We start from the raw sequence: 11,842 nt of genomic DNA, 5'->3' as shown, positions 1-11,842 counted from the left end.
GTCATTCCTCCGCATTCATGTATAATCTGCGCCCTCTTTTCGTTGCTCGACTGTCCGAGAATGCCTTCTATGCAGCTTTCCTCGCTCACCGCGGTTTCCCCTGTCGATGGCCGCTACGCCGGCAAAACCAGCGCCCTGCGCCCCATTTTCAGCGAGTTCGGTCTTATTCGCTGCCGCGTTCAGGTTGAAGTCCGCTGGTTGCAGCGTCTGGCCTCACATGCCGGGATACCGGAGGTCGCGCCCTTTTCCGACGAGGCCAACGCCCTCCTCGACCAGTTGGCCGAGAGCTTTCAGCTCGAGCATGCCGAGCGGGTCAAAGAATTCGAGCGCACCACCAATCACGACGTGAAAGCAGTGGAGTATCTCCTCAAGGAGCAGGCCAAACAGCTGCCGGAGTTGGCCAAGGTCAACGAATTCATCCACTTCGCCTGCACTAGTGAAGACATCAACAACCTTTCCCACGCGCTGATGCTGCGTGAAGGCCGCGATGATGTTCTGCTGCCGCTGATGCGCCAACTCGCGGACGCCATCCGCACCCTGGCGGTCACCCATGCCGATGTCCCCATGCTGTCGCGTACGCACGGCCAACCCGCCTCGCCAACAACCCTCGGCAAAGAGCTGGCCAACGTGGTTTACCGCCTGGAGCGACAGATCGCGCAGGTCGCCGCCGTCCCGCTGCTTGGCAAGATCAACGGCGCCGTCGGCAACTACAACGCGCATCTATCGGCCTATCCCGATATCGACTGGGAGGCTAACGCCCGCGAATTCATCGAAGGCGATTTGGGCCTGACATTTAATCCCTATACCACCCAGATCGAGCCTCACGATTACATCGCTGAGCTGTTTGATGCGATTGCGCGCTTCAACACCATTCTCATCGATTTCGACCGCGACATCTGGGGCTACATTTCGCTGGGCTATTTCAAGCAGCGTACCATTGCTGGCGAAATCGGCTCTTCGACCATGCCGCACAAGGTCAACCCGATCGATTTCGAAAACTCCGAAGGCAATCTGGGCATCGCCAACGCGCTGCTGCAGCACTTGGCGAGCAAGCTGCCGATCTCCCGCTGGCAACGTGACCTGACCGACTCCACCGTGCTCCGCAACTTGGGCGTCGGTTTCGCGCACAGCGTCATCGCCTACGAGGCAAGCCTCAAGGGCATTGGCAAGCTGGAGCTCAACGAAGCGCGCATCGCCGAAGATCTCGATGCCTGCTGGGAAGTACTGGCCGAACCGATCCAGACCGTCATGCGCCGCTACGCCATCGAGAACCCCTACGAGAAGCTCAAGGAACTGACCCGAGGCAAAGGCATCAGTCCCGAGGCGCTGCAAGCTTTCATCGATGGCCTGGATATGCCGGCCGACGCCAAGGAAGAATTGCGCAAGTTGACCCCTGCGAGCTACATCGGCAACGCCGCAGCTCAAGCCAAGCGGATCTGAGCGAATCCCCTATTTGCACGCCCGGCTGTGCCGGGCGTTTTTATTTGCAGCTCTGTAGCAGAGCAAGGTACCTGGCATGACATCCGATATCCCTTTGCAAATTCTCGGTGGCATCAGCGCCCGCGAGTTCCTGCGTGATTACTGGCAAAAAAAACCGCTCCTGATCCGTCAGGCGATTCCTTCGTTCGAAAGCCCGGTTTCCCCGGACGAACTGGCCGGCCTTTCGCTGGAAGAAGAAGTCGAGTCGCGCCTCGTCATCGAGCACGGCGCGAATCCATGGGAGCTGCGTCGCGGTCCGTTCAACGAAGAGACCTACCAGAACCTCCCAGAGCGCGATTGGACGCTTCTGGTCCAGGCGGTGGATCAGCTGGTACCCGAAGTAGCCGAACTCATCGAGCATTTTCGCTTCTTGCCCAACTGGCGGATCGACGATGTGATGGTCAGCTTTGCGGCGCCGGGTGGCGGCGTCGGGCCGCATTTCGATAACTATGACGTGTTCTTGCTGCAGGCTCATGGCCAACGCCGCTGGCGGCTGGGGCAGATGTGCGATGGTGACAGCCCTCTGCTGCAACACGCGGATCTTCGCATCCTCGCCGACTTCCAGGGCACGGACGAGTGGGTCCTCGAGCCCGGCGACATACTCTATCTGCCACCGAGGCTGGCGCATTTCGGCATAGCCGAAAATGCCTGCATGACCTACTCGCTGGGCTTCCGAGCGCCTAGCGCGGCGGAAGTTCTGACCCATTTCACCGACTTTCTTGTGCAGTTCCTACCTGATGAAGAGCGTTACAGTGACGCCGATCTGGCCCCGATAGAAGATCCGCACCAGATCCAGAGCGATGCGCTGGACCGTCTGCGGGCCATGCTTGCCGAGCATATGGGTGATGAGCGGCTGCTGCTCACCTGGTTCGGTCAGTTCATGACCGAGCCCCGCTATCCGGAACGCGTGCAGGGTCCTGAGATCGAAGAGCAGGCGCTATTTTCGGCGCTGGAGGACGGCGCCCTGCTGGTGCGAAACCTAAGCGCGCGCCTGGCCTGGAGCGAAGTCGACATCGGCTTGCTATTATTCGCCAGCGGCCAAAGCCGCCTGCTGCCCGGTCATCTGAAGGACCTGCTGAAGCTGATCTGCTCAGCGGATGCTCTGCATACGGAAAACCTCTCTGAATGGCTGAACGACGAGGACGGGCGTAATCTGGTATGGCAATTGGTCAAACAGGGAAGTCTGGAGTTTGCTGATGAGTGATATAGAAGTTCGCATCGCCGACTGGCAGCAGGACAATGCCGATCTGCGGCGGATTCGTGAAACTGTATTCATTGCTGAGCAGTCGGTACCACCCGAGCTGGAATGGGACGCGGACGATTCCGAGGCGGTGCACTTTCTCGCGCTGGAAAGCGGCTACCCCATCGGTACCGCACGATTGCTCAACGACGGGCACATCGGGCGCGTCTCAGTCCTTCGCGACTGGCGCGGAATGAACGTCGGAGGCGCGCTGATGAAAGCGGTCATCGAAGAAGCCGAGCGCCGCGGACTCAGTGAACAGCGACTCACCGCCCAGGTGCATGCCACAGCGTTCTACGAACGACTCGGATTCAAGGTCATCAGTGACGAGTTCCTTGAAGCGGGACTACCCCACGTCGACATGCTTCGAAAGAGCAGCTGAGCTTGCCATGAGCGCGGATGACCCGGATCACTCGGACGCTGCACCTGAATTGCCAGCTATCGAGTTCCTATCTCCGGGTCGCTTCTTGGTTGACAATCCACCAACCACGCAGAACCCGCCCGACCAATGGCAGCCCGCGCCTTTCGTTCTAAGAGAGACGATGGCGATTCAGCGCTTCGAATGTCTCGACGATGCCCGCCGGCACGCGCTCGCACTGCTCGGGCAGGCACACCGCAGCCTGAGTCTTTACAGCCCCGATCTAGAGCCGCCGCTGTACAACCACAGCAGTATTCAACAGGCTTGCGTACGTTTTCTCCTGGCGCATCCGCGCAATCGTCTGCGTGTGCTGCTCGAGGACACCTCGCGCGCCGTCAAACAGGGGCACCGCCTGCTCGGTTTGTCACGTCGATTGAGCAGTAACATGCAGATCCGCAAGCGCCACCCCGAGTATCCTGCGCACACATGCGCCTTCCTCGTCGCGGATGATTGCGGAGCAATGGTTCGCCCTGAGCCGGATCAGATGATCGGCTATGCGCTTTATAACGATCCCGGCCGCACTCGCCAGCTACAGCGAGAGTTCGACACCGCCTGGGACCATAGTCTGTCCGATCCCGACCTACGGAGCTTTCTGCTATGACTCGCCGCCTTCTCGTCGCGCTCTTGCTACTGGCCAGCATGACACTCCAGGCTGCGACCGAAGTGATCCCGCTGAGCTATCGCATGGCCGAGGATGTATTGCCGATCGCTCAGTCCGTTGTCGGCGATCAGGGCAAGGTGAACGCCTATGGCAATCAACTGATCGTCAACGCGCCCGCCTCGGTGATCAGCGAACTGCGTGATGTGCTGTCTAAGCTGGACAGCGAGCCACGAAGATTGCTCATCAGCATCGATACGCAAAACTCGGCGACGGGGGATGACAGCGGTTACCGCGTCGACGGGTCGGCGCGCGCTGGTGACATCGAAATCCAGACCGGGCGCGGCGAGCAGAACGGACGCGATCAGGTTCGCATTATCCGCCGCAGCACCAGCAGCCAAGGCAGCGGTGTCCAGCAAGTCCAGGCAACCGAGGGGTACCCGGCCCTGATCCAGGTCGGCCAAAGCGTGCCACTGACGACCAGCGGCACCGATGGTTACGGCCAGATCTATCAACAAACCCAATACCGCAACGTCACGCGCGGTTTCTATGCCACCGCCACGGTTCACGGGGACCGCGTACAGGTAACCATTAGCAGCCACCAAGATCGCGTGAGCTCTTCCGTTCCTGGCGCTATCGACATTCAGGAAACAGATACCCGAGTCAGCGGCCGGCTCGGGGAATGGATTTCGCTCGGCGGTATCGACGAAAGCGCCAGTTCCAATCAGAGCGGGACCCTTCGCCGCTACTCCACCCAAGGTCGCCAAGATCACTCGTTACGAATCAAAGTAGACAGCCTGGATTAAGCAAAGCCCAAAGCATTTGTCGCGCAGCACCAAATATGTAGTGCTATAAAAAAAGCACTACAAAACATTTGACGAACCTTTTTTGCCAGCGCATTATGGCCCCGCTCCCGCTAACCAGGGGCCCTGGCAAGGGTCTCCGGATCGCGCTCAGCCAACCAGCAGAGCCGTTCCGTGACTGTACTGCCCACAAGGCGGACTGACGAGGTTGCGACTGGAACGAGTCGTCCTGAGGGACGGGGAAGCGATTAACGCATCAGCTCGAGACGTCAGTACTGCTCGCCACGCAAAGGCCTTGTGCCACTGCGTGTGGAATGCCACGAATCATTCCAAAGCTTGCCGGCTCCTCTTGCGGTCGTAACTGCAAACCCTCCTCTCCTTGGTTCAATCCTCGTCCCGGTCGGTATTTCGACGCTCTGCCGCGTGTTGCCCGCATGATCAGCGTAAGCACGTAGGTTTCGGTGGGAAAGTCGGTGCTCAACCAAACACGAATTTTTTGAAGGATTGACCATGTCCGCTTATCAAAACGACATCAAGGCCGTTGCCGCTCTGAAAGAAGTAGCTGGAAGCAGCTGGAGCGCTATCAACCCTGAATCCGTAGCTCGTATGCGCGCTCAGAACCGCTTCAAGACCGGTCTGGAAATTGCCCAGTACACCGCCGACATCATGCGCAAAGACATGGCTGAATACGACGCCGATTCGTCCGTCTATACCCAGTCGCTGGGTTGCTGGCATGGCTTCATCGGTCAGCAGAAGCTGATCTCCATCAAAAAGCACCTGAAAACGACCAACAAGCGCTACCTCTACCTGTCGGGTTGGATGGTTGCCGCTCTGCGTTCCGAGTTCGGCCCGCTGCCGGACCAGTCCATGCACGAGAAGACCGCCGTTTCCGACCTGATCGAAGAGCTGTACACCTTCCTGCGTCAGGCTGACAGCCGCGAACTGGATCTGCTGTTCACCGCTCTGGACGCTGCTCGCGAAGCCGGCGACCAGGCCAAGGCTGCCGAGATCCAGAATCAGATCGACAACTACGAAACTCACATCGTCCCGATCATCGCCGACATCGACGCTGGCTTCGGTAACCCTGAAGCCACCTACCTGCTGGCCAAGCGCATGATCGAAGCCGGTGCCTGCTGCATCCAGATCGAAAACCAGGTTTCCGATGAGAAGCAGTGCGGCCACCAGGACGGCAAAGTTACCGTTCCGCACGCCGACTTCCTCGCCAAGATTGCCGCCGTTCGTTATGCCTTCCTCGAACTGGGCATCGACAACGGTGTGATCGTGGCGCGTACAGACTCTCTGGGTGCAGGCCTGACCAAGCAAATTGCCGTAACCAAAGAGCCGGGCGACTTGGGCGACCTGTACAACTCTTTCCTCGACTGCGAAGAAATTACCGAAGCCGAACTCGGCAACGGCGACGTCGTCATCAAGCGTGAAGGGAAGCTGCTTCGTCCGAAGCGCCTGCCAAGCAACCTGTTCCAGTTCCGCAAGGGCACCGGCGAAGACCGCTGCGTCCTGGACTGCATCACCTCGCTGCAGAACGGCGCTGACCTGCTGTGGATCGAAACCGAGAAGCCGCACGTGGGCCAGATCAAGGCCATGGTCGATCGCATCCGCGAAGTCATTCCGAATGCCAAGCTGGTGTATAACAACAGCCCGTCGTTCAACTGGACGCTGAACTTCCGTCAGCAAGTGTTCGATGCCATGGTTGCCGAAGGCAAGGACGTTTCCGCCTACGACCGCGCCAAGCTAATGAGCGTCGAGTATGACGAGACCGAGCTGGCCACCCGCGCAGACGAAATGATCCGCACCTTCCAGCGCGACGGTTCCGCCCAGGCTGGCATCTTCCATCACCTGATCACGCTGCCGACCTACCACACCGCCGCGCTGTCCACCGACAACCTGGCCAAGGGTTACTTCGCCGAAGAGGGCATGCTCGCCTACGTCAAGGGTGTGCAGCGCCAGGAGCTGCGTCAGGGCATCGCCTGCGTCAAGCATCAGAACATGGCTGGTTCCGATATCGGCGACAACCACAAGGAGTACTTCGCTGGCGAGGCTGCTCTGAAGGCCAGCGGTAAAGACAACACCATGAACCAGTTCCATTAAGAGCTGTTCAGGCTCGGGCGTCGGCCCGAGCCAGTGGTGCAAGTGATGCCCCGGCATCCGTCCGAGATGCTGTTCACTAGCGGAACAGCATCTCGGTTCATAGAAGAATCAATTGTTAAGACTGTTTGCCGCTCACCCTTTGAGCGAATCCGTAAAACCCCGCCCGTACCTGCCCGTCGTCTAATACACCTCTCCCGAGGTATACATCGCCACCATCCACGCCCTGGCTAACCAGGTCAACCCTGCGCAGCGCTAAGCCGGTGGCATAGGCATCGACATTTTGTATGTCTAATTTCTCAACTTTTCGTTAGGTGTTCGCGTCGGCCTTGAGTCCTGATGGGGCTAACCTCTCCCCTTGTCCGTCATATACGACTCAACACTTTGCCAGACCCTGGCGAGCGCCTTCTGGATGCGTCTGATGGCCTCGCTAAGCGCCTTACCAGTTCTTCTCATATGCAGGCATCGTCTAGACCCCGCCCTAGTGGCTGTACAGCTCTCCGCGTCCGCCGTCCAAATCGAATATCGTTCGTGAATCCGCATTCGGCATAGACACTAGCGCTATTCGATTCGACAAGAGGCTTCGGAAAGGCAAAAAAAATCCGATGCCAGTCGCCTGACATCGGATTCTTAAAAGCAGAGGCTCTGATGCCTAATGGCACCGCTGGCGAGCCTCGCGAAACAAGGTGCGGATTAACGAACCTGTGCTTCGACCTCTGCCTCTACACGGCGGTTGATCTGACGGCCTTCTTCGGTGCTGTTGTCAGCAACCGGGCGGGATTCGCCGTAGCCGACCGAATCAACACGCTGGCTTTCTACGCCGTACTGGTTGACCAGCACTTCGCGAACAGCCTGAGCGCGACGCTCGGACAGACGCTGGTTGTATTGATCAGTACCCACCGAGTCAGTGTGACCTTCAACGGTGGTGCTGGTCTGCGGGTACTGCTGCATGAAGTCAGCCAGGTTCTTGATGTCGCTGTAGCTTTCTTCGCGAACGCGCGCCTTGTCGAAGTCGAACTTGACGTCCAGCTCGACACGGACCAGCTCCGGTTCCGGCTCTGGCTCGTTATCGACGATTGGAGCCGGTGCTGGCTCAGGAGTCGGCTCGACCTGTGCAACCTGCTGCCGTGCGCCGCCACCGAAGTTCAGGCCTACACCCACGCCAGCCATCCACTCGCTGTCGCCGGCATCGATGTTGTGCATGCCGTCAACGCTGGCCTTGGCAAAGAAGTTTTCGGTGAAGTAATACTTCAGACCCGCGCCAATGTTAGCAAAGGTGCTGTGGTCACGACCGCTACGTGCTGCCTGGCCGATGCTCTGGTGAGCCATGCCGGCGGAAACGTAAGGACGCAGACCTACGCCTGGCTGGCCGAAGTGGTAGGCCGCATCAAGAGAAGTCAGGCTTCCCTTGATGTTCTTGTGGCCGCCGCCCGCTACCGGCTCGTCGGAAGTGACGTCGTGATATTCGCCGTAGGACAGGCCCAAGGAAACATCATCGGTGAGAAAATAGCTGGCGCCAGCGCCATAGAGCTCGCCTTCGTCTTCGAAGCCGCGGGAGCTGTCTGAGAAGTAATGCTTGCCGAATGCTTCCACCTCTACAGCGCCCTGGCCCTGGGCGAGCGCGCTAAGAGAAGTAGCAGCAACCATAGAGCCAATTACAACGCCCAAGGTGTTTTTAAGTTTCATCCGTAAATCCCCATCTGGTGGTGAGTATCAGAACAATCTAAGGAAACCGGCTGTCTCTAAGCCCAAGCTGTTCGCTATCACTAAGACAGTTTGTTGCCATTAAGTTTCAGCAATTCCCGAAAATTTTTCCCGCAGTTTATCCAGTGCACGCTTGTATCGCATCTTCGTTGCGCTTAGGCCCATATGCATGATGTCGGCGATTTCTTGAAATTCCAGCTCCGCGACAAAGCGCAGCACAAGTATCTCCCGATCAATCTGATTCACATGGACCAGCCACTTGTCTAGCCCCGCCTTTTCCTCGGTGTTGGGCGTCTTTTCCTCGACAGCCTCCTCGACCGGATCGAGGCTCAGCGCATCAAGTAACCGTCGCTTACGGCGTTCTTTGCGATACTGCGTAATACATTCGTTGTACGTAATGCTGTATAGCCATGTCTTGAACTTCGATTTGCCTTCAAAGTTCTTCAAGCCGTACAACACCTTCAACATCACTTCTTGACAAACGTCATCTGCGTCCCGGTCGTTTCCCAAATAACGCGCACATACGTTAAATAGCGTGCGCTGATATCGTCGCATCAGCTCTTCATACGCGCGCGTGATATGGAACAGCTCGGCATGAGCGCGCTGCACCAGCTCTTCATCGGAAAGCTGGCGGGGGTCATAGCTCATGTTGGGCGGATGGGCTTTAGTCAAGACGCTTCGAACCGGCAAAAGTCGTGGCCGCCATTCACGGTAGCCCGCGAAAAGGGGCGGCGCACTTTAACAGATTACCGAGCCTAACGGCTGCCCACGCGCTGTTCCAGCAACACTCTATTTGCAATCGAGACCAGCTCACCGTCGTCAGTGAGCAGTAAGGTCTTGGCGGTGCCGATCTCTTCGATAACGCCCTCCAGCTGCAGTCCCTCGAGCCGCACCCGCTGGCCGACTTCGTACAGCTCGCGCACATAGATTCCGGCCAGGATCTGACTGACCAGTTCACGGCTACCAAGACCCAAGGCCAGCGCAACCGCCAAGCCGACGGAGATCAAAGCAATCGCGATCACATAGTTGAGCAGCTCGGTCTTGACCTCCAATTGGCCGATTGCAACCGAGATGATGATGATGATCACCAAGCCCTGAGCGATCCGCCCCAGCCCGCTGGCGTACTCGAGCCCAACTCCCTCGGCAGCACCTCGAACCAACCCGTTGACCAATTGAGCCAGCAGGATACCGACGAGCAAGATCAGCCCGGCACCGAATACCTTGGGCACATAAAGCGCGAGCATATCGAGCGTCGCCGACACCCGGGCGAGACCGAGGGATTCGGCAGCCGACACCAGGAAAACCAACAGAACGAACCAATAAACGATCTTGCCGATGAGGACCGATATCGGTACGCGAATCCCGGCACGCCCGAGCAGCTTGGTCACACCGGTACCCGCGACCAATCGATCAAGGCCTACTTTCGCCAGAACCTTCGACAGCAAGGTGTCTAGTAACTTGGCGACCATAAAGCCGACAGCCACTACCAACAACGCACCAAACAAACGCGGAATGAACGCCGCCACGGGTTCCCAAAGCGCATTCAGCGCGCCCAGCAAGCTTTGGCCCCAGGGATCTAATTCCATGATCAATCCGCCTTATCGAAAGAAGAATGGGGGGAGGAACGACGACGGGTAACAGCCGAGGTGTGCGGCGCCCCGCTGCTGAAGGCAATCAGCACGGCCTGCAGCCAGTGGCCCATCAGTCCGAACAGATCGCCTGCGCCAACCTGACGGTTAGCCGTCTTCAGTACGCGGTCCAGGCAGGCATCGTCATCGCGCGCCGACTGCGCGTTGAGCATGTCCCGCAAGGATTCTTCAAAGGGATCGCGCATGTTTACCTCGCTAACAGTCTGACCTAGACGGCTTAACCGTGTGGGTAGTCACATTCACACCCATTTCAGCCGGCGAAAGATCCACCATTGGAAACCAGCCACCGCCATGATCACGGTGCATGCCACCGCAAATCCGTATGGGTTCTCAGAGCCGGGAATGCCCCCGACGTTGATGCCCAGCAGTCCGGTAAGAAAACTCATTGGCAGGAAAAAGCCGGTGATTATGCCGAGCAGATACATGGTTCTGTTCATTCGCTCGCGCATTCGACGCTCCTCTGCCTCAAGCACCAGATTGACTCGCTCGCGCACCAAATCCAGCTCCTCGAGATAGCGGATCAGCCGGTTGTTCAGCTCATTCCAGTAATCCGTATCGTCATCGACGAACCAGGGCAAACGATTACGTGTCAGCTGTGCATAGATTTCACGCTGTGGCAGCAGGAAGCGACGAAGGCTCGCAGCCTGGCGTCGCAAGTACAACATCTTGTCCTGGGGCGGCGTGTAACGTTCGTCCGCCTCGATTCGCTCCTCTTCCTCGTCCAGTTTTTCCGTCAGCACCGCGACCAAGTCATCGACACGATCGGTGAGTGCATCAGCCAAGCTGAGCAAGATTTCGGATGACGTTTTCGGCCCGACACCGGCCTTCAACTGTTGAAGTACCACTTCGGTGGAGCGCAGCGGGCGCAGGCGCAGCGAGATGACCCTCCGAGCATCCGCAAATACTCGCAGCGAGACCATATCCTCGGGCTCAGCGTCGGGGTTCAAATTGACACCCCGCAGAAACAGCAATAGCTCGTCCCCTGGCAACGCGAGCAAACGTGGCCGGGTGTTCTCCTCCAGCAGTACGTCGCAGACGAACCCGCTTAATCCGCTTTGCTTACGCAGCCAGGCCTGCGCCTGCGCCTGGCTGCGGTCCCAGTGAAGCCACAGGCTTTCGGAATCAGCCAGGTGCAGCGAGGGAATGTCTGCGTAGGCAACCTGGCGCGCCCCACCCTGTCCGTCCAGGACCATTGCATGCAAAAGGCCTGCATGGCCAATCTCCTCAGACAAAATCGTCCCCCTTCAAATCGCGAAAGCCCGGCATAGCCGGGCTCGGTAAACGGACGCCGGCGCTCAGCCAGGCATCTTCAGCATCTCTGGCGATACTATAATGCCGTTGTTGTCGGCATACACATATTCACCTGGACGGAACGTAACCCCACAGAAAGTTACCGGAACATTGAGGTCGCCAATGCCACGCTTGTCCGTCTTCATCGGATGGGTGGCCAGTGCCTGCACTCCGAGCTCGGTCTGGGCGATTACGTCGACATCTCGAATGCAGCCATAAATCACCAGCCCTTCCCAGCCGTTACGGGCGGCCTTCTCTGCAAGCATGTCGCCCAGCAATGCCCGTCGTAGCGAGCCACCGCCATCAACCACCAGCACCTTGCCGGTGCCGTCGACGTCCACTTGCTCCTTGACCAGCGAATTATCCTCGAAGCATTTGATGGTCACGATCTGCCCGCCAAAGGAGTCGCGGCCGCCAAAATTGCTGAAGATCGGCTCCACTACCTGCACCAATTCCGGGTAGGCGTCGCACAGATCGGGAGTGATGTATTGCATGGTAAATCTCCTTCAAGTGGGAATCGCATCAGATCTCAGGGGTATCAACCATCCAGGTCGACAT

Annotated in this window: 12 protein-coding genes; 6 read left to right on the top strand and 6 right to left on the bottom strand. The window is 58.2% G+C overall.

Annotated features, from left to right (window positions below):
* Positions 1-69: 69 nt before the first annotated feature.
* The 6 genes from purB to ACL0K2_RS22540 all read left to right on the top strand — a co-directional run bounded on the left by purB (position 70) and on the right by ACL0K2_RS22540 (position 6,644).
* Positions 70-1,440: an adenylosuccinate lyase gene (gene purB, locus ACL0K2_RS22565; RefSeq protein WP_413043444.1), complete on the top strand. Its 1,371-nt coding sequence runs from the start codon at positions 70-72 to the stop codon at positions 1,438-1,440.
* Positions 1,441-1,516: 76 nt separating this feature from the next.
* Positions 1,517-2,683, top strand: coding sequence for a JmjC domain-containing protein (locus ACL0K2_RS22560; protein ID WP_413043443.1), 1,167 nt, complete (start codon positions 1,517-1,519; stop codon positions 2,681-2,683).
* Positions 2,676-3,101 (top strand): GNAT family N-acetyltransferase, encoded by a 426-nt coding sequence (locus tag ACL0K2_RS22555; RefSeq protein ID WP_045161604.1) that lies wholly within the window; start codon positions 2,676-2,678, stop codon positions 3,099-3,101. The genes ACL0K2_RS22560 and ACL0K2_RS22555 overlap by 8 nt, the downstream gene beginning before the upstream one ends.
* 7 nt (positions 3,102-3,108) lie before the next feature.
* Positions 3,109-3,738: a histone acetyltransferase HPA2 gene (locus ACL0K2_RS22550; protein WP_413043442.1), complete on the top strand. Its 630-nt coding sequence runs from the start codon at positions 3,109-3,111 to the stop codon at positions 3,736-3,738.
* Positions 3,735-4,541, top strand: a complete 807-nt coding sequence (locus tag ACL0K2_RS22545) for a secretin N-terminal domain-containing protein (protein WP_413043441.1) — start codon at positions 3,735-3,737, stop codon at positions 4,539-4,541. Before ACL0K2_RS22550 ends, ACL0K2_RS22545 begins: the two co-directional genes overlap by 4 nt.
* A 507-nt stretch (positions 4,542-5,048) precedes the next feature.
* Entirely contained in the window at positions 5,049-6,644 is a 1,596-nt protein-coding gene (locus ACL0K2_RS22540; RefSeq protein ID WP_045161600.1) for an isocitrate lyase, read from the top strand.
* 690 nt (positions 6,645-7,334) lie between these two features.
* Here ACL0K2_RS22540 and ACL0K2_RS22535 read toward each other — a convergent pair.
* The 6 genes from ACL0K2_RS22535 to rraA form a co-directional block, all read right to left on the bottom strand.
* Positions 7,335-8,327 carry an OmpA family protein gene (locus ACL0K2_RS22535; protein ID WP_045161598.1) on the bottom strand — a complete coding sequence of 331 codons (993 nt, stop codon included), beginning with the start codon at positions 8,325-8,327 and terminating at the stop codon, positions 7,335-7,337.
* 99 nt (positions 8,328-8,426) lie between these two features.
* Complete coding sequence (gene sigX / locus ACL0K2_RS22530; protein ID WP_045161597.1) at positions 8,427-8,993, bottom strand: RNA polymerase sigma factor SigX; 567 nt, start codon at positions 8,991-8,993, stop codon at positions 8,427-8,429.
* Positions 8,994-9,100: 107 nt separating this feature from the next.
* Positions 9,101-9,931 (bottom strand): mechanosensitive ion channel family protein, encoded by an 831-nt coding sequence (locus ACL0K2_RS22525; RefSeq protein WP_239612089.1) that lies wholly within the window; start codon positions 9,929-9,931, stop codon positions 9,101-9,103.
* Positions 9,932-9,933: 2 nt separating this feature from the next.
* Positions 9,934-10,179 (bottom strand): hypothetical protein, encoded by a 246-nt coding sequence (locus ACL0K2_RS22520; protein ID WP_045161594.1) that lies wholly within the window; start codon positions 10,177-10,179, stop codon positions 9,934-9,936.
* A gap of 54 nt (positions 10,180-10,233) precedes the next feature.
* On the bottom strand, positions 10,234-11,187 hold the full coding sequence (locus tag ACL0K2_RS22515; protein WP_413044509.1) for a zinc transporter ZntB: 954 nt from the start codon (positions 11,185-11,187) through the stop codon (positions 10,234-10,236).
* Positions 11,188-11,289: 102 nt separating this feature from the next.
* Complete coding sequence (gene rraA, locus ACL0K2_RS22510) at positions 11,290-11,778, bottom strand: ribonuclease E activity regulator RraA (RefSeq protein ID WP_045161591.1); 489 nt, start codon at positions 11,776-11,778, stop codon at positions 11,290-11,292.
* Positions 11,779-11,842 lie beyond the last annotated feature (64 nt).

This window comes from Pseudomonas sp. YJ42 (assembly GCF_047225135.1).
Lineage (GTDB): Bacteria > Pseudomonadota > Gammaproteobacteria > Pseudomonadales > Pseudomonadaceae > Stutzerimonas > Stutzerimonas stutzeri_E.
This window is presented reverse-complemented; position numbering and strand designations above follow the sequence as displayed.